The sequence below is a fragment of the Leifsonia sp. 10N434 genome (genome assembly GCF_056394405.1).
The window spans coordinates 592,094-610,490 of the sequence record NZ_JBFTHV010000001.1 but is presented as its reverse complement, the minus strand read 5'-3'; the positions used below and the strand labels follow the sequence as shown (position 1 = coordinate 610,490).

15 protein-coding genes are annotated in these 18,397 nt (G+C 65.4%); 8 read left to right on the top strand and 7 right to left on the bottom strand.

The window, feature by feature from the left end:
* Window positions 1-97 precede the first annotated feature (97 nt).
* Entirely contained in the window at window positions 98-1,189 is a 1,092-nt protein-coding gene (locus AC1DB1_RS02930) for a sugar ABC transporter substrate-binding protein (protein WP_271176809.1), read from the bottom strand.
* Between the two features lie 246 nt (window positions 1,190-1,435).
* The gene (locus tag AC1DB1_RS02925; RefSeq protein WP_477199729.1) at window positions 1,436-3,802 is read right to left on the bottom strand and encodes an arylsulfatase; all 2,367 of its coding nucleotides are present in this window, start codon (window positions 3,800-3,802) and stop codon (window positions 1,436-1,438) included.
* A 320-nt stretch (window positions 3,803-4,122) separates the two neighbouring features.
* Here AC1DB1_RS02925 and AC1DB1_RS02920 point away from each other — a divergent pair, with 320 nt between their 5' ends.
* Genes AC1DB1_RS02920 through AC1DB1_RS02900 form a run of 5 tightly spaced genes read left to right on the top strand, consistent with a single transcriptional unit; the run spans window position 4,123 to window position 11,479 of the window.
* Window positions 4,123-5,514, top strand: coding sequence for a cytochrome ubiquinol oxidase subunit I (locus AC1DB1_RS02920; protein ID WP_477199728.1), 1,392 nt, complete (start codon window positions 4,123-4,125; stop codon window positions 5,512-5,514).
* Between the two features lie 28 nt (window positions 5,515-5,542).
* A complete protein-coding gene (gene cydB / locus AC1DB1_RS02915; protein WP_477199727.1) occupies window positions 5,543-6,580 on the top strand; it encodes a cytochrome d ubiquinol oxidase subunit II in 1,038 nt (345 codons plus the stop codon).
* Window positions 6,581-6,599: 19 nt separating this feature from the next.
* A complete protein-coding gene (zwf, locus tag AC1DB1_RS02910) occupies window positions 6,600-8,057 on the top strand; it encodes a glucose-6-phosphate dehydrogenase (protein WP_271176813.1) in 1,458 nt (485 codons plus the stop codon).
* On the top strand, window positions 8,054-9,913 hold the full coding sequence (locus AC1DB1_RS02905) for a glycoside hydrolase family 15 protein (protein WP_477199726.1): 1,860 nt from the start codon (window positions 8,054-8,056) through the stop codon (window positions 9,911-9,913). The genes zwf and AC1DB1_RS02905 overlap by 4 nt, the downstream gene beginning before the upstream one ends.
* Window positions 9,914-9,931: 18 nt before the next feature.
* A complete protein-coding gene (locus AC1DB1_RS02900) occupies window positions 9,932-11,479 on the top strand; it encodes a GMC oxidoreductase (protein ID WP_271176815.1) in 1,548 nt (515 codons plus the stop codon).
* A gap of 17 nt (window positions 11,480-11,496) precedes the next feature.
* Here AC1DB1_RS02900 and AC1DB1_RS02895 read toward each other — a convergent pair whose 3' ends face one another.
* Window positions 11,497-12,882, bottom strand: coding sequence for a dihydrolipoyl dehydrogenase family protein (locus AC1DB1_RS02895; protein WP_477199725.1), 1,386 nt, complete (start codon window positions 12,880-12,882; stop codon window positions 11,497-11,499).
* Window positions 12,883-12,954: 72 nt separating this feature from the next.
* On the opposite strand from AC1DB1_RS02895, the gene AC1DB1_RS02890 reads away from it, so the two are divergent.
* Window positions 12,955-13,869, top strand: a complete 915-nt coding sequence (locus tag AC1DB1_RS02890; protein ID WP_477199724.1) for a cupin domain-containing protein — start codon at window positions 12,955-12,957, stop codon at window positions 13,867-13,869.
* A 25-nt stretch (window positions 13,870-13,894) separates the two neighbouring features.
* Here AC1DB1_RS02890 and AC1DB1_RS02885 read toward each other — a convergent pair whose 3' ends face one another.
* Both AC1DB1_RS02885 and AC1DB1_RS02880 read right to left on the bottom strand, forming a co-directional pair.
* Window positions 13,895-14,284 carry a VOC family protein gene (locus AC1DB1_RS02885; protein WP_477199723.1) on the bottom strand — a complete coding sequence of 130 codons (390 nt, stop codon included), beginning with the start codon at window positions 14,282-14,284 and terminating at the stop codon, window positions 13,895-13,897.
* Between the two features lie 104 nt (window positions 14,285-14,388).
* Window positions 14,389-15,720, bottom strand: coding sequence for a DUF7933 domain-containing protein (locus AC1DB1_RS02880; protein WP_477199722.1), 1,332 nt, complete (start codon window positions 15,718-15,720; stop codon window positions 14,389-14,391).
* Between the two features lie 285 nt (window positions 15,721-16,005).
* On the opposite strand from AC1DB1_RS02880, the gene AC1DB1_RS02875 reads away from it, so the two are divergent.
* The gene (locus AC1DB1_RS02875) at window positions 16,006-16,461 is read left to right on the top strand and encodes a hypothetical protein (RefSeq protein ID WP_477199721.1); all 456 of its coding nucleotides are present in this window, start codon (window positions 16,006-16,008) and stop codon (window positions 16,459-16,461) included.
* Here the strand turns inward: AC1DB1_RS02875 and AC1DB1_RS02870 are convergent.
* A complete protein-coding gene (locus tag AC1DB1_RS02870) occupies window positions 16,458-17,447 on the bottom strand; it encodes a quinone oxidoreductase family protein (protein ID WP_477199720.1) in 990 nt (329 codons plus the stop codon). The genes AC1DB1_RS02875 and AC1DB1_RS02870 overlap by 4 nt on opposite strands.
* 136 nt (window positions 17,448-17,583) lie before the next feature.
* Here AC1DB1_RS02870 and AC1DB1_RS02865 point away from each other — a divergent pair, with 136 nt between their 5' ends.
* Window positions 17,584-17,853, top strand: a complete 270-nt coding sequence (locus AC1DB1_RS02865; RefSeq protein ID WP_271176822.1) for a hypothetical protein — start codon at window positions 17,584-17,586, stop codon at window positions 17,851-17,853.
* A gap of 66 nt (window positions 17,854-17,919) precedes the next feature.
* Here AC1DB1_RS02865 and AC1DB1_RS02860 read toward each other — a convergent pair whose 3' ends face one another.
* Window positions 17,920-18,270 carry an ArsR/SmtB family transcription factor gene (locus AC1DB1_RS02860; RefSeq protein ID WP_271176823.1) on the bottom strand — a complete coding sequence of 117 codons (351 nt, stop codon included), beginning with the start codon at window positions 18,268-18,270 and terminating at the stop codon, window positions 17,920-17,922.
* Window positions 18,271-18,397 lie beyond the last annotated feature (127 nt).

The window sequence follows — 18,397 nt, the reverse complement described above, 5'->3', positions numbered from 1 at the left end:
AGGGAGAGACGTCCGCGGGGTCGCCCGGGCCGTCCACGAGAAGACTCCGCGTCGCATCCTCTGGGACGACGCGGAGCCTTCTCGTCTGGCTATCTGTCTACTTGACGCCGTACTTGGCGCACGCTGCGGCGACCTCAGCCGTGCAGATGTCGGATGCCTTCGCGTCGCCGGCGGTGACGACCGTCTCGACCTTCTCCGGGGTGATCAGGATCGGGGTGGTGGCGATGAACGGCTTTCCGTACAGCTGGGTATCCGTTGACGGCTTGTTGCCCTTCAGCAACTGGATCGCCAGTTTGGATGCCGCGTCGGCCTCGAGCTTGAACGGCTTGTAGACCGTGGCGGTCTGCTTGCCGAGAAGCACGTTCTGCAGTCCGGCGGTCGAGGCGTCCTGTCCGGAGACGGGAACCTTCAGTCCGTTCTTGTCGAGAACCGTGATGATGCCAGCTGCGTTGGTGTCGTTGGCAGCCCAGACGGCGTCGACCTTGCCGCCGAGCGAGGTCAGGGCCTGCTCGAAGTTGGTCGCCGACTTCTGGCCGTCCCAGACACCGGTCGGCTCAGCGGCCGGCTTGATTCCAGCGGCGCTCATCACTTCGACGGCACCATCGTGGAAGAGCTTGGCATTGCCGTCGGTCGGGTCTCCACCCATGTACACGACCTTCGCTGTCGCGGGGTCCTTGCCTGCGGCCTTGAGACCGTCGACGACGGACTGGCCTTCCAGTGCGCCGACCTTCTTGTTGTCGAAGGACACGTAGTAGTCGGCGAGCATCGACGGGTTGGCCGCGGTGCCTGTGGTGATCGGACGGTCGTATGCGATGACCGGGATGCCCTGCTTCTGGGCCTTCTCGGTCACGGCGACGGCCGCACCGTTGTAGTCGACCAGGATCATGACGCCACAGCCCTTGGTGAGCTGCTGGTCGGCGATCGTGGCGTACTTGTTCGGGTCGCCTTGCGCGTTCTGGATGTCGGCGGTGAAGCCGGCATCGGTGAACGCCTTGTCGAGGGCGGGGCGGTCGCCGTTCTCCCATCGTGGGGATGATGACGAGTCGGGAAGGATGACGCACGCCCGGGTGGCCGTGGCGGCGCCTGTGCTGGTACCGGAGCCGCCGCTGCCTGATCCGGAACAAGCGCTGAGCAGCAGCGCGGACGCTGCAACAACCAGTGTGACGGGGATCAATGAAGACTTCTTCATGTCTCTCCCTTTCTCATGCGAGGAGGGCACTCTCCTGGGTGGCCAGGCTCGACGGTGAGCGATGGCTCCTAAAGTGTGTGCCTATTCGGTGTGTGTGGCAACATATTCCGGTAACAGTTCGGTAAACACGCAATGCCTAGGCAAACACTCGGATGGGAGCGGTTTCACGCTCGGCACGGCACGTGCATGTCCGACGCGTATGTGCTGCTAACGCGAGCGACGACCCAGGATCGCGGCCCTCCGCGCCTACTGTCTGGCCATCGTGATGCGGAAGCGTTCCTCCGGGTCGATGTAGTGGTCGTTGTCGTCGTCACCGATGTCGATCTGGACCCAGTTGATCTTGCCGGTGAATCTGCTGGTCTGCGGCGTGTAGTCGGCTGCGACCGCCGTGCCGGATTCGTAGCCGACGTCTGTGGTCTCGTCGGCTGAGAAGATCATCGCCTGCGTGGCCTCGACTCGTCCGCTGCCGATGGCGTCGCCGTCGCAGTAGATGGTCACGTCTCCGCCCTTACCCAGACCGCCGCCGTCGTAGGCGAATTCTGTCCGAATCTGATGCGTCCCTGCGGGTACCGGCTGTGCGCCTTCGATGACGAACTCCTGGATGCCGAGCACGTTGTAGGCGAACTTGGGTATCCCTTGCTTCACATAGAAGCTCCATCCGCCGAAGCGGCCGCCCTGGGCGACGATCACACCATCGACTCCGGACTCCGGCACGACGATTTCGGCGGTGATCGAGAACGACTTGTTCTTGATGTTGATGACGCTGTTCTCGGAGAGCCGGCCCATGCCCGCGAATAGGAGTTGGGTGTTGCCGTGAACTAGAGTCGGCCGACCTGCGGTGTCGGGGGAGAAGCGCTCAGCACCACGATCGTCGAGGGGCAGCACGTTGTACTTCGTCGCTTCGATGAGCCAGAGTCGTTGGTACGTGGCGAGCAGCTCGGGATGCTCTGCGACAAGGTTGTGGGCCTGGCTGAAGTCGTTGCTGCCGTCGTAGAGTTCCCAGTTGTCGTCGTCGAATGCCGGGATCTTCTCACCCGTCATGATCCAGGGAGTGCGGTGTTTGGTGACGGCGCTCCAACCCTTGTAGTACAGGCCACGGTTGCCGAACATCTCGAAGTACTGGAGGTCATGGCGTTCGGGCGCGGCGGGTTCGTCGAAGGTGTAGAGCATGCTGGTGCCCTCCATCGGGGACTGCTGCACACCGTTGACGACGGTCGGCTCGGGTAGACCGGCTGCCTCGAGGACGGTCGGCGCGACATCGATCACGTGAGCGAACTGGGAGCGCTGGCCGCCCTTCTCCTCGATGCCGTTCGGCCAATGCACGATCGTGCCGTTGCGCGTGCCGCCCCAGTGCGAAGCGACCTGCTTCGTCCACTGAAACGGGGTGTCCATCGCCCAGGCCCACCCGACGGCGTAGTGGTTGTACGAAGTGGGGCCGCCGAACTCGTCCATCTTGGATGCCATGAACTCGGGCGTCTCGAGGCCGGCCATCCCGTTGAAATTCGCCATTTCGTTGAAGGCGCCGTTGAGGGTTCCTTCAGCGGAGGCCCCGTTGTCGCCGATGATGTAGTAGATCAACGTGTCGTCGAGGATGCCGAGGTCTTCGATGGCGTCGAGCACCCGGCCGACGTGGAAGTCGGTGTGCTCCATGAACCCGGCGTACACCTCCATCTCACGTTCGAGCACCGGTTTGAGCGCGGCGGGCATGTCGTCCCAGGCCGGGATCTCGGCGTGGCGGGCCGTGAGTTCAGCATCCGCCGGAATCACGCCCAGCTCCTTCTGGCGCGCGAACGTCCGCTCGCGCTGGGCGTCCCACCCGTCCGAGAATTGGCCCTTGTATTTGTCGGCCCACTCCTTCGGGACGTGGTGCGGTGCGTGCGTCGCACCGGGCGCGAAGTAGACGAAGAACGGCTTATCCGGCATCAGGGCCTTCTGGCTCCGGATCCAGCTGATCGCGTGATCGGCGAGATCCTCGGTGAGGTGATACCCCTCCTCCGGTGTCGCAGGCGGCTCCACCGCGGTCGTCCCGTCGTAGAGAGCGGGATCCCACTGGTTGCTCTCCCCGCCGATGAAGCCGTAGAAGGTCTCGAACCCGCCCCCACCCGACGGCCACGCGTCGAACGGACCCATCGGGGAGGACTGCCACACCGGCACCTCGTGACACTTGCCGAACTGCGCCGTCGAATACCCGTTCAACTTCAAAGTCATCGCCAGCGGGGCTTTGGTGTTCGGCCGCACCGAGCTGTTGCCGGGCGCCGACGTCGCGGTCTCGGTGACGCTCCCCATCCCGACGGAGTGATGATTGCGGCCGGTGAGCAGCGCCTGCCGCGTCGGCGCACAGAGTGCCGTCGTGTGAAACCGGTTGTACTTCAGACCGCCCGCCGCGAGCCTTTCAGCGTTCGGGGTCGCACACGGACCGCCGAACGCGCTCGTCGCCCCGAACCCGGCGTCGTCGATCAGGACGATCAGCACATTCGGTGCGCCTTCAGGCGGCATCAGAGGCTCGATGGGTGGATACGCCGTGTCGGGATCCCTGGCGTCATAGGTGGTCAAACCGGGTGCCGGGCGGTCAGGAATCGGCAGCAGTGCGCGAGCGTGGCGATCGGGTTTCATGAGCTTCCTCCAGCTGGAACGGCAGCGGCGACGTGATGCGAAGGTATGGGAGACGGAACGGAAGTCACATCACCCGTCGGGGATGATGTCCCGATCGCACGCCCAAGAACCAGACGCTCGTCTACGAAGACGAGCGCCTGGCGGGGTTGTGACACGGCGCCACGTCGGATCTCCTCAAACCGTTGCGGTCGGGTCGTGGGGGGGAGCACACTAGGACCCGCGACCGCCGGTTTCGACCGTTACGCAGGCTCGAGCCGATTGCGTGAACACGCTCGACGGGACGGGATTCCCGTCTGGACGGACCAGAGGGGGCCGTTGTCGTGGATCTGGTAGACCTGGCTCGACTGCAGTTCGCGTCGACGAGCATCTACCACTTCTTCTTCGTTCCGGTGACGATCGGGCTCGCGTTCCTCGTGGCGCTCCTCCACACCGCGTGGTTCCGCTCCCACGATCCGCGGCACAAGGGCCTCACGAAATTCTTCGGCACTCTCCTGTTGATCAACGTCGCGATCGGCGTGGTGACCGGGCTCGTGCAGGAGTTCCAATTCGGGATGAACTGGTCGAAGTACTCGGTGTTCGTCGGCGATGTCTTCGGTGCTCCTCTGGCGATGGAGGGGCTCGCTGCATTCTTCCTGGAGTCGACGTTCCTCGGCCTCTGGGTGTTCGGCTGGAACGTGCTGTCACGGGGCGTGCACCTGCTCTCGGTCTGGCTGGTGGCGGCGGGCGCCGTGCTGTCGGCGGCGTTCATCATGGCCGCCAACTCGTGGATGCAGCATCCGGTGGGGTACGCCACCGATTCGGCGACCGGGCGCCCCGTCCTCAATTCGATCGGCGACCTCTTCACCAACCCCGTGTTCGTCTGGGGATACCTCCATGTGATCCTCGCCTCGCTCGTGACCGGGGCGATGGTGATGCTCGCGGTGTCGGCGTGGCAGCTGCGCAGAGGGCGGAGGCTCTTCAAGACATCCGCGGTGCTGTCGCTCGTGGTCCTGCTGCCGGCCTCCGCTCTGGCCCTCGGCGTCGGGAGCCACCTCGGCGTGATCGAGACCGGCTATCAGCCGATGAAGATCGCTGCCGCGGAAGCGCAATGGACGACGTGCCAGCCCTGCTCGTTCTCGCTGTTCCAGATCGGCGGGGGAAACAACGACGAGACGCCGACGAAGATCATCGAAGTCCCGCACCTTCTCTCGATACTGGCGACCGGCACCTGGGACGGCAAAGTCGTCGGGCTCAATGAACTGCAGCAACAATCGGTCGAGCAATACGGAGCCGGCAATTACGTGCCGAATGTGTTCGTGCAGTACTGGGGGATGCGCGTCATGGCGTATCTCGGAACGCTCGTGTTCCTCTTCGCTCTGTGGGGCGCGTGGCTGGCATTGCGGCGCAAACTTCCCACGTCCCGAGCGTTCCTGTTCATCGCGACGTGGGCTGTGCCCGTGCCGTTCATCATCAACACGGCCGGCTGGTTCCTCACCGAGAACGGGCGTCAACCGTGGATCGTGCAGGGCCTGATGAAGACCTCTGACGGGGCCAGCACGACGGTCTCCGCCACGGAGCTGATCATCAGCCTCGTGGCCTTCTTCCTGGTCTACATCGTGCTCGCCATCCTCGATCTGGTGCTGATGCTGCGCTTCGGCCGGCGCGATCTGGAAGAGATCGATGAGAGCTCCGACGACGACGCCCGCACCGACACCCCTGTCCTGACCTACTGACCGATAGAGCCGAGGAGGAGCGCGCGCCGTGAATCTTGCCGATCTGTGGTTCATCATCATCGCCGTGTTCTGGACCGGGTTCTTCGTGCTCGAGGGCTTCGACTTCGGCGTCGGCGCCATCCACTCCGTCATCGGCCGCTCCGACACCGAACGGCGCGTCGCCATCAACACCGTCGGTCCGTTCTGGGACGGCAACGAAGTGTGGCTGGTCGTGGGAGCTGCGGCCATCTTCGCGGCCTTTCCGGCCTGGTACGCCACCTGGATCTCGGCGTCGTACCTGGCCATCGTGCTTCTGCTCGTGGCCCTGATCGTGCGCGGGATCTCGTTCGAATGGCGCGGCCGGGGTCGAGGCGACGGCTGGCGCTGGGGCTGGAGTCTGTGCCTCACTCTCGGCAGCATCGTCGCGCCGACCGTGCTGGGGATCGCGCTCGGCGACCTGGTGGCCGGTCTCCCGATCGACAGCGATGGCAACTTCACCGGCGACTTCGCGAGTCTGTTCACGGGTCTCGGCGTCTGGACCGGTCTCACCATGCTGGCGCTCTGCCTTCTGCAGGGCTCCACCTTCCTCGCATTGCGCACGACCGACGCGGTGCGGGGGCGCGCCCGTCGGTTCGGTCACGTGATCGGTTTCGTCGACCTGGCCATGGTCGCGGTCTTCGGATTGTGGATGGCTCTGGTCGCGCATCCGGGGCCGGGCGGCTACGCGGTGCTCGCCGTGGCGCTGCTCGCGGTGCTGGCTTCGCTCATCGCCCAGTTCCGCGCACGGGACGTACTCGCGTTCTCGGCGAGCTCGATCGCGATCGCGGCCGTGGTCGCCTCCCTGTTCGTCAGCCTCTACCCGAATGTGCTCGTGTCGAGCACGAGCGCTTCGAACAGCCTGACCGTCGCGGGAAGCGCATCAGGGGACTACGCATTGAGCGTGATGAGCATCGTCGCGCTGGTCTGCTTCCCCATCGTCCTGCTGTACCAGGCGTACTCGTACGTCGTGTTCCGCCGCCGCGTCGCCGGACCACCACCGACGGCCGAACCGTCAACCACAGAGTCTGCAGCGGCTGCCGCGGACTGATCAAAGTATGGAGACAGCGATGACAAGCTCAACCGCGCCGACGACATCCTCAGCCCAGGACCAGTGGTCGGCCGTCGCCGACGTGCTGGTGATCTTCGGGATAACCGGCGACCTCGCCCGGGTGATGACCTTCCGTTCCCTGTATCGACTCGAACGCCGCGGGCTCCTCGACTGCCCGATCGTCGGCGTGGCCGTCGACGACTGGACGCTTGAACAATTGGTGCAGCGCGCGCGGGACTCGATCGCCGCCACCGGCGAACAACTCGACGAGGATGTGTTCCAACGCTTCGCCGGACGGTTGGCCTATGTGCAGGGCGACTTCGGCGACGCGGCGACGTACGAGAGGGTCGGTGCGGCGATCAGCGGAGCCAAGCATCCGGTGTTCTACCTCGAGATTCCCCCGTTCCTGTTCGGCAGAGTCGCACAGGGACTCTCGGAGGCCGGCCTCACCGCTGCCGGGCGCGTCGTGGTGGAGAAGCCGTTCGGTCACGACCTCGAGTCCGCGAAGGAACTGGCATCCGAACTGCACAAATACCTCGATGAAGCGCAGCTGTACCGGATCGATCACTACCTCGGGAAGATGGGCTACGAGGAGATCCTCTACCTCCGGTTCGCCAACACCGTGCTGGAGCCGTTGTGGAATCGCAGCTACGTGGAGTGCGTGGAGATCACGATGGCCGAGGATTTCGGCGTCGAAGACCGTGGCCACTTCTACGACCCGGTCGGTGCTCTGCGGGATGTGGTCGTCAACCACCTGATGCAGGTGGTGGCCGCGGCTGCGATGGAGCCGCCGTCCGGCGACGATCCTGACGCACTCCGCGACGCGGTGGTCACGCTGTTCCGGGCCGTGAAGGCAGCCGATCCCGCGCACTACGTGAGGGGTCAGTACGACGGCTATCAACGGATCAAGGGAGTCGCCGAGGGGTCGACGACCGAGACCTACGCGGCTCTGCGGCTCGAGATCGACAACTGGCGGTGGGCGGGCGTGCCGTTCTACATCCGCACCGGAAAGAAGCTCCCTGTCACGCAGACGGAACTGCGCGTCGTCTTCCGTGCGCCGCCTCCCGTGCACCTCGGGCTGGGTGCCGGCGAGGATCGCAAGCCCGTCCGTGACGAATTCGTCGTCAAGCTGGATCCTTCTACCGGTGCTCGCCTCGTCGTGGATGCGCACCGCGCCGATGGCAAGGGGCCCCAGGCGATAACACTGGACGCGGAGTTCGCGGACGAGGGCGGTGAGGGAGCCACCCCCTACGAGGTGCTGTTGCACGCTGCCATCGTCGGAGACTCCGGCCGTTTCAAGCGCCAGGATGTGGTGGAGGAGAACTGGCGGATCATGCAGCCGCTGATCGACAACCCGCCGGCCGTGCATCCGTACGCGCCGGGAACCTGGGGACCCGCGATCGCGTCGACCCTCGTGGCGGATCACGGTGGCTGGCAGGGCCCGTGGATCGTGGAGTCCGAGGGAGACGCGAAATGAGCCTCACGTCGCCCTTCCCGCCCATTGCCGACTACGCGTTCCTGTCGAACTGTCACACCGGGGCGCTCGTCGCTCCGGACGGCTCGGTCGACTGGTTATGCGTACCCGCGTTCGACTCGCCGAGCGCATTCGGCAACCTGCTCGACAGGGGAGCCGGCTCATTCCGGTTCGGCCCGTACGGCATCAACGTGCCGACCCAGCGGTCCTACGTGCCAGGGACGAACGTGCTGACGACGACCTGGCACACGCCGGGTGGATGGCTGCTGGTGCACGACGCCCTGACGATGGGCCCGCGTACTGGTCCCGACCGCATCACGCCGCACACGAGACCGCCCGCTGACGACGATGCAGACCATATGTTGGTGCGATTGGTGGAGTGTCTCGAGGGCTCCGTCGAAGTCGAACTGAACTGCGAGCCGGCGTTCGACTACGGCCGCCAGCCCGCGGGCTGGTCGCTCGTCGACGACGACCTGCATGCGGCCGACGCCACGGGTGCTGGGCAGCAGTTCCGGCTGAGCACGAACATGGCCATCGGTTTGGAGGGCAGTTCTGCCCGCGCGCGGCATACCCTCGCGGCGGGCCAGAAGGCGTACTGCGCGCTGTCCTGGGCCGAGGAGTTCGCGTCCCCGCGCGACGTGGACGATGCCGCAGACCGGATCGAACGCACCGTGCTGTTCTGGCGCCGCTGGCTGGCCCGAGCGCGCATCCCCGACCACCCTCTTCGACACCCACTTGAGCGGTCCGCCCTGACGATCAAGGGCCTCACCTACATGCCGACCGGTGCAACGGTCGCCGCACTGACGACCTCGCTTCCCGAGACGCCGGGCGGCGAGCGGAACTGGGATTACCGGTACACCTGGATGCGGGACACCACCTTCACCCTGCAGGCGCTGCACTTCCTCAATCTGGACTGGGAAGCCGATGAGTTCATGCAGTTCGTGGCCGATCTGGAACCGAACGAGGACGGCGGCCTGCAGATCATGTACGGCATCGATGGCCGTCGCGACCTGACCGAGTCGACCAGGGATGACCTATCCGGGTACGAGGGCGCTCGACCGGTCAGGATCGGGAATGGAGCCTTCAACCAGAGACAGAACGATGTCTACGGTGCGGTTCTCGACTCGCTCCTCCTGCACACGCGACGCAACCAGCACCTGCCCCGGCGACTCTGGCCGCTTGTGAAAGCGCAAGCCGAGTCCGCGCTGGCCTCATGGCGAGAACCCGACCAGGGCATCTGGGAAGCACGCGGAGCGCCGCAACACTACGTGTCGTCGAAACTGATGGGGTGGGTGGCGTTGGATCGTGCCGCGAAGCTCGCCGAGATCAGGGGAGACCTCGAGCTCGAAAAGTCCTGGAGCGAGGCCGCGGACGAGATTCGCGCCGACATTCTCGAACACGGCGTGAGCGAACGCGGTGTGCTGCGTCAGCACTATGACACCGACGCGCTGGACGCTTCAACGCTGCTCGCAGCGATCTTCGGATTCCTGCCCGGTGATGACGAGCGGATGAGGAAGACCGTCGACGCCATCGCGACGGAGCTCACGGAGCATGGCTTCGTGCTGCGCTACGTCACGGGCGAGACCGACGACGGGCTGTCGGGCAAGGAGGGCACGTTCCTGATCTGCTCGTTCTGGCTCGTCTCGGCCTTCTCGATCGTCGGGGAAGGCGAACAGGCCGCCGACCTGCTCGAGCGCCTCTTGAGGATCGCGTCGCCGCTCGGCCTGTACGCCGAGGAGTTCGAGGTCGGCCGCTCTCGGCACCTGGGGAACTTCCCGCAGGCGTTCTCCCATTTGGCGCTCATCGAAGCGGGGGCCCGAATCATCCTCGCCGATCGACTCGCAGAGTTGTCGCTGTAATCCTGGAGGAGAGAAGTCATGGCTGATGAATACGACGTGATCATCGTTGGGTCGGGTGCCGGGGGAGGCACGCTCGCCCACCGGCTCGCGACCTCCGGCAAGCGGATACTGATCCTCGAACGCGGTGACTGGCTTCCCCGAGAACCCGAGAACTGGGATGCGACGGCCGTCTTCGTCGACAACCGCTACATCTCGAAGGACACCTGGTACGACCAACACGGGAAGGCATTCCAGCCTCAGGTGCACTACTTCGTGGGCGGCGCAACGAAGTTCTACGGGGCTGCTCTGTACCGGTTGCGTGAGGCAGATTTCGGTGAGCTGAAGCACCACGGGGGCATCTCGCCGGCATGGCCGATCAGCTACACCGACCTCGCGCCCTACTACGAGCAAGCCGAAGACCTCTATCAGGTGCACGGCATCCGTGGTGAGGATCCCACCGACCCGCCCGGCGGACCATACCCGTACCCGCCGGTGTCTCACGAGCCGCGCATCCAGGAGTTGTTCGACGACCTGAGCCGGGTGGGGTTGCATCCCTTCCACTCCCCGAACGGTGTCATGCTCGACGAGGCGAATCCCGCGTTCAGCCCCTGCATCCGCTCGGCGACCTGCGACGGGTTCCCCTGTCTCTTGCATGCGAAATCGGACGCCGAGGTGATCGCCGTTCGTCCCGCGATCACGCACGACAACGTCACCCTGGTGCGCAATGCGGAGGTCCGACGGCTCGAGACCGACGCATCCGGCCGCGCCGTGACCTCCATCGTCGCGGATGTCGACGGTGAAGAACAGCGGTTCACCGGTTCGATCGTCGTGGTCTCCGCTGGTGCCGCGAATTCCGCGAAGCTTCTGCTCGCCAGCGCGAACGACCGTCACCCGAGCGGGCTCGCCAATGGGTCCGATCAGGTCGGCCGCAACTACGTCTTCCACAACAGCCGGGCATTCCTGGCGATCTCGATGGAGAAGAACGACACCCGATTCCAGAAGACACTCGGACTCAACGACTGGTATCTCGGCGACGACGACTTCGAGTTCCCCATGGGCAACGTGCAGATGGTCGGCAAATCATCGCCGCCGATGTACCGGGGCGAGAAGCACATCGCGAAGCTCGCGCCAGAGTTCACCCTGCAGGAGATGGCCGAGCACGCGGTCGATTTCTGGCTCTCGGCAGAAGATCTGCCGGTTCCCGACAACAGGGTCACGCTGAACAAAGACGGCGATGTTGTGCTGAGTTACACCCAGAACAACCGGGAGCCGCTCGAGCAGCTCTATCGCCGGGTGAAGGGTCACCTCAGCCATCTGGGCATGCACCCGCATCACTTGATTCCACGCGACGCCTACATGAAGAACGACATCCCCGTCGCCGGCTGTGCGCACCAAGCCGGGACGGTGCGCTTCGGCCGCGATCCGTCGACATCGGTGCTGGACTCCGACTGCAAAGCGCACGAGGTGGACAACCTCTATGTCGTCGACACCAGCTTCTTTCCCAGCATCGGAGCGGTGAACCCGGCCCTCACCGCGATGGCGAACGCTCTCCGTGTGGGCGATCACCTGCTCGACCGGCTGCGCTGATCATCGGCGGGTAGCCACTATCCGACGATCACGCCGAGCACTTCGTTCAGTGCCTCGGTCGAGCTCGGGTGGGTATAGATCGCGTTCTTCAGAGTCGTCGCGGTGACGCGCTGGCGCATGGCGAGAGCGACCGTGTTGATGATCTCCTGCGCGTCGATGCTGAGGATCGCTGCGCCCAGGATGAGGTCGGTGTCGGCGTCGAGGATGAATTTCATCACTCCGCGGGTCTCCTCCACCGTGTACGCGCGGGGCATCGCGACGATGTCCGCCACATTCTCGCGTGCCACCCGGATGTTCAGTCCCTGTTCGCGCGCCTCGCGCTCGGTCAGCCCGACGGTGGCCAGCGGCGGGGTGATGAACAGGGTTCTCGGGACCGCGACGCGGTCGCTGGTAGCACGCGTACCGTCTCCCAGCAACTGGTCGATGACGATACGGGCGTCGTCGAGGGAGACATAGGTGAACTGCGGTCCGCCGTTCACATCGCCGAGGGCGAAGATGTGCGGCCGGCTCGTCCTCAGGTGCTCGTCGACGATCACGGCGCCGCGTGCGGTGGTTTCGACCCCCGCGGCCGGGAGGTCCAGCGAGTCCGTGGCGGGCCGGCGGCCCGTCGCAGCGAGGAACGCGTCCGCCTCGACCGTGTGGCTCTCGCCGTCCTTCACGTACGTGATGACCGCGTTCGACGCGGTGTCGGTGATTCCCGTGACGGTGGCACCGGTGATGATCCGGATGCCGTCGCCAGCGAGAATGCCGGTGGCGACCTCGGCGACGTCCGTGTCTTCCTTCGCCAGGAGCCGGTCCGCCTCCTCCAGAACGGTGACCTGCGCGCCGAACTGCCGATAGATCGACGCGAACTCCAGGCCCAGGTATCCGCCTCCGATGATCGCAAGGTGGCGGGGGAGCCGCTCCGCGTGGATCAGATCCGTGCTGCTCACCTGGAAGGCGCTCGCGCCGGCACCCTCGATGTCGGGCACGATCGGCTCCGAGCCGGTGTTGATCAGAATCGTCGGGGCGGCGACCGTGATGCGGTCGTCCCCTTCGCCGATCGAGACGGTGTGCTCGTCGACGAACCGCGCGGCACCCGTGATGACGGTGGCGGTGTCCTTGCCGTCCAAGGAGGCGAAGTTCCCGGCCCGGAACGCGCTCGTCAGAGCGCGGACGCCCTCGATCGAGTTGGCGAAGAACTGCTGGGCCTCGTCCTCCAGCCGCTTGGAGTTGGAGTAGTGCACGAGCATCTTCGTCGGCACGCAGCCGACGTTCGGGCAGGTGCCGCCGTACATCTGATCGGACTGCTCGACGAGGATGACGCGCTTGCCGGCGTCGGTGAGTGCGTGCGCTGCTGTCTTGCCGCCCTTGCCGAAACCGATCACGAGGACGTCGGCGGTGAGTGCTGTTGTTGTGTCCATGCCTTGAGTCTGTATCGCTCGGTGTGATACGAATAGTCCGTTTCGTCGCAACAAATAGCCCGAAAGTCTCACATGGACGACATCAGCCGGTTGCTGAGGATGGCGCGCCTCGACGCCACCCTCGACAAGCGCTGCCTGTTGGCAGCCTCCACCCGGATGGAAGTCGACAGCATGGGGGAACGCGAGGTGCCGTTCCACGTGCTGCTGGAGGGGGAATGCCGGCTCGAGGTGGAGGGCACGCTGATCACGATGCGCGCCGGAGACGTGGTGGTGATCCCCGCCGGCAGCAGTCATCGCGTCGTCACCGAGGGCGCCGGCGTGCTGCGGCCGACTACGGAGCGCCAGGGTCGGACTTTCGCGCTGACGAGCAGCGAGGGCGGCGGGCATCCGGTGATCGACCTGTTCTGCGGTCACTACACGGTCGGCGCCGGAGCCGGGGCCATCCTCTTCGGTTCCCTTCCGACCCCGACCCATGTGTCGCTGTTTCGTTCCGAGGGCGGACGGGACCTGCTGACCGGCCTCAGCTCGCTGATGCGATCGGAAGCCTCCCACGACGGCGCCGGATCTGCCGCGATCATGTCCGCCTTCTGCACGGTGCTGATGGCGCTCGTGCTGCGCACGCCGGCCAGCAGCGGGGCGAACTCGCTCCTCTGGACCGCCGTCAGCGAACCGAGGATGAGCGAGATCGTGCGCCTCGTGCTCGACGATCCGGGCGGGGACTGGTCGATCGACCGGTTGAGGCGGCGATCGTCAATGTCGCGCGCGACATTCATCCGGCACTTTCAGGCGGCCACTGGCATGACCTTCGGCCGCTTTCTAGCCCGTGCGCGCCTCATGACGGCGGCGGATCAGCTGGTGGGGACGGATCTATCCGTCGCCGCGATCGCCGCCGCCGTGGGATTTCGTTCGGAGTCGGCTTTCGCCCGCGCCTTCCGCGCAGAGCTCGGTGACACCCCTGCCCGGTTTCGCCGGTCTCAGGCGGAGTGAGAAGAACGAGCGGCCATACAGCCGGCTAGCCCTCGCCGGGGCGGTAGCTTCCGAAGGTCCACTCACGCCCTCCCGGGTCGAGCACCCGCGCACGCCGTGCGCCCCACGCGGTTTCCTCCGGGGCGAACACGCCCTGGCCTCCCCGGGCTACGGCAGTGGCATAGAGCTCGTCGACCTCCATCGGTTCGACAACCAGGTAGGCTCCGACGCCAGTTGAGGCCCCCAGCAGCGGGGGACGGGTGTATTGCTCATCGTCGACTGCCAACATCACTGCTGCGTCGCCGCGGCGCATTTCGCAATGGACGACTCGACCGCCCTCGTCATTCCGGACGATGATGCGAAAGCCGAGAATCTGAAGCCAATCGATGACCGGGGCTGGTTCCGGGTAGCTCAGATAGATCGCGAGATCAGCCATGAACTCAGAATAGGAGCGATCTGCTAGCCAGGCTAGGGGCCTCGCACAGGCCGAGTTCGTGCCGCAGGAGGCGCCGGTCGCGTTCGCCTCGGCCGTACAGGAACTCATCGACGGGAGCTGACCCGTTCATCAGCCAGCCACGCCTTTTTGCCACGGCGATTGAGGGTTGTGAAAAGCAGCAGGCCCATACCGAGCGCCAGTAAGAGTGAGGCACACGCGATCGCTGGGATCTGGTTCGTTCCGGAGTCGGCCAGTTCTGCACCGGTATCCGCAGGTGAGGGGGGACCAGCAGGAGTCGGAGAGGCGCTCTGCCGGAACGTTGTCGAGACCGGGCTCGGTGAGAGAAGGCCTACGAGTGAATAATCGGCCGGATCGATGGTGTACGCACCGCCAGTAGTGGAAGTGACGTCTACTGCGAGGGTGCAGGCAATGTCCGCTGCGCGCAGGTCACCACCTGCTCGTATCGTCGTCCGGGCTGTCGACACGGTCGCGTTTGCGCAGTCTGTCGTGGCGCGCGGTTCCGGGGCGAGAATCAAGCCTTCGGGCAAACTCAGGTCGAGACTCCAGCCTGGCTTGGCGCCGCTGGTCAGCGCAGGCGCGCCCGCCAGATGGGTGTTGGTGACAGACAGAGTGAGCCTGACCGGTTGGCCGGCGGGGTAGGCGAGTCCGTCGGGTGACGCGGCGATGCTTGCCCTCAGCTGCGGGGTGGTATCGATGATGGCGACGTTGTCGAATGCGTTGTCGTCCCCTCCGCCACCACCGAGATTGTTGACGACGGAGACGCTCACGGTCGACGCTTTCGCCAACAGTGTGCCCAGACCGACGAATGTGCCGACGTTGTCGCCTTGGATCTGGTGGACAGGAAGTGTGCACGCGGATATCGGGCCCGGGAAGACCGAAACCGGTGGGGAGACTGCGTCGCTGAGCAGAATCGAGATGTCCACGGGGTTGGTTGCCCAGCAGTTCGCCTGCGCGACGTCAATCGACGCGGTGTAGTAATGGCCGGCGGTAGCCGCCGCAGTGGTCGATGCCATCACTCCGGGAGGGGAGTCGCCTTGGGTGTACGCGGTCACTGCATGGTTGGCGTCCGGGTCGGTGCCCGGCAGGGCAGGGTACGGGTAATCCTGATCGGCGCGCCACAATCCGAGGGTCTCCGCCAGTTGCTTGGATTGATTCCAGCCGGCCTGCAAGCAGTCGGCGGCTTGGGATGCCACCGGCACCGTGCCTGGATCGTTTCCGCTGATGATCAGTCCATTGCAGAAGCGCCCGTTCCACGCCGAGTCGGCAGAGTAGATCTGCCCGCCGCGGCCGACGTAGCCCGGAACGGGAGCATCGACGCCGTTGTCATACTCAGAGATCGTCTGCACAAAGTTCGCCGATGCAGGCGGCACGTCATTTTCAAAGCCCTCGTAGAGGAGGAGCGTCGGCGCAGCCATGGGGGCGGATGGTGCCCCCTCGGCGGGCTTCGTCGCCGAGACGAGCGCGAAGCAGCATGCGCTCGCGACTACTACCGAGGTGACCACGGCGCGCACAGATCGAACGTGAGTCGAATTCGACACACTGCGACGCTACCCCTGGCGAGGGAGGAAATGCAGGATGAATCCCGGTTACACGGGCCACCCCACTCGGGTGCTCGCTCCAGGGCAACGGGTCACAAAACCCTCGCCCGATCGGTCTTAGTTGTAGCGGCGCTGAGAGCAGGCCGGATGGAGGCGATCGAAATGTCCGAGATCACACGAGGGGCGACGGCGACGGGACGGATGCTCGGTCCTGCGATCGCTCGCTGCGGCTGGTCCGTCTGGGAGTGGCTCGCGCGTCCGCTTCACTATCGAGCTGTCCACCACTTGCATGTGGCCGCCGAGACGCACGACAGAGACAGGCTGCGCACTCTCGTGGCGCCGACTGTCTCAGTCGTTGTCGACTCCGGCCACGGCGGCCCCTCGGGCATTCGTGTCGTTCAGGGCTTCGAGGACGCCTCGGTCGTGCTCGAGCACGGGTTCGCGCGGACGGCGGATGTCCTCGTCGACGAACGATCGGTGAACAATCAGGCCGGACTGATCATCACTCGTGCCGGAGCGCCGATCGCGTCGGTGGTCGTGGACTTCACGGGCCGACTCATCACCCTGATCTGGGTTCGCCTCGAACCGGCTGGGCTCCGGCACTGGAACACCGTCTAAGGTCTGCGTTCGGAGGCCACGGGCGTGAGCACGATTCGGCCGACCGCCTCGCGGCTCTCCAATCGGCGGTGAGCTTCGGCGGCTTGTTCCAGCGGAAGGCTTTCGACCGGCACGATCACCGCGCCTGCGCGCACGAGGTCGATGGCCCGCGCGGCCAAAGATCGCACCCGTTGCGGACGGGCCTCCAGAAGCGCGGCGATGTTCAACCCGACCACCCCCGTGTTGCTGAGCCAGAGATCGTTGGTGCCGACGAGCACTTGTTCGGCATCCGACGCGTTGCCGACGGCGACCAAGCGCCCGAGGGGCTGCAACAGACCGAGGGCCGCGACCCTCGAGGCGCCACCGACCGGGTCCACGATCACGTCGAACCGTGCCGCCGTGTGGGGCAACTCGTCGGTGAGCAGAACGTCGTCGTATCCCAGGGCGAGCGCCCGCTCGACACTGCCGGCCCGGCTGACGGCGCCGGTCACCCTGCCGGCGCCGAGCGCCTTCGCAACCGACGGGAACACGCTTGCAAGGCCGCCCGTGGCACCGAGGACCAGGACCTCGTCCTCCGCCCGGAGTCGCGCCGCGTCGTCGAGAGCCGCAAGTGCCGTGACGACGTTGGGGATGCCGGCCACGGCGGTGTTCGGCGCTATCGGCCCTGAATCGTCATCGAGCGGGAGGACCACGCTCGCCGGCACGACGACGATCTCGGCGTAGCCGGAGGTGCCCGGACGGCTGAGGGTGACCACTGGCTGCCCTGGCGTCAGCCCTTCCACATCGTCGCCCACCTCGAGTATCCGGCCGGCGACCTCGATGCCGGGGATGAATGGAACGGAGACCAGCCCGCCCAGCCCGTCGCGGCGGAACAGGACGTCGATGAGACCCACTGCCGCGGCCTGCACCGCGATGCTCACCTGGTCGCCGCCCGGCGTCGGCGCCGTCACGTCTGTGAGGCGCAGTGCTTCTGGTCCGCCGTACTGCTCGACAACGATCGCGCGCATCCGGATAAGTCCCCTTCTCTCATGATCGGCACTCCACTATCGCATCCGCCGTCGCCGCCAGCCCAGAATTCACTCGAACAAATGTTCGAATGTTAATGGTTCAATAGGACCATCCCCGACCCCTTTGGAGGCCCTCATGAGCATGACGCACGCGACCGACATCGTCTCTGTCTGGACCGACAACGGACGCCCCACCCGGATCGTCTGGCGTGGCACCCGCTACGTCGTCACCGATCAGCCGACACCGCTGCTGCGGGACACCTGGCACGACGCCCTGACGCACCCGGCCGGCCGGATCTTCGGCTGGCGATTCCAGGGCTGCTCGGTCGCCGACGGAGACGTGCGGATGTTCGACGTCCGCCCGGCCGCCGACGGCGGTTGGGAACTGCTACGCACCTACGTGTGAATTCGGGGATGGGAGCGCTATACGCCTCGCAGCGCTTCCGCCACCCGCGGGCAGCGATGGCCCGGCCTAGACGGCGGCGAAAAACGAGGTGACGGTGTCGAGCGCCCCGGGGGCGAGCCGATAATACGCCCAGGTCCCGCGCTTGCTGCGGGTCAGAAAGCCGGCGTCGGTCAGAATCTTCAAATGGTGCGACACGGTCGGCTGCGACAGTGCCAGTGGTTCGGTGAGGTCGCACACACACGCCTCCCCATCCGCATGCGCGGCGATCATCGACAGCAGCCGCAACCGTGCCGGGTCGGCGAGCGCCTTCAAGGCGCGGGACAACGAGATCGCATTCTCCTCGCTGATCACCTCCCCGGTGATCGGCGCACAGCAGGCCTGCAGATCGCGCAAGGGGAGGAGCTCGATGGTCGACATGCATCGATTCTCATCGATACATTGACAAACGTCAATGTATTCGTTCACCCTGGGTTCATCGACAACCGTCGATGAAGAAGGGAGAATCATCATGGGATGTTGCGACGACTGCCAGACGCTGCCCGAC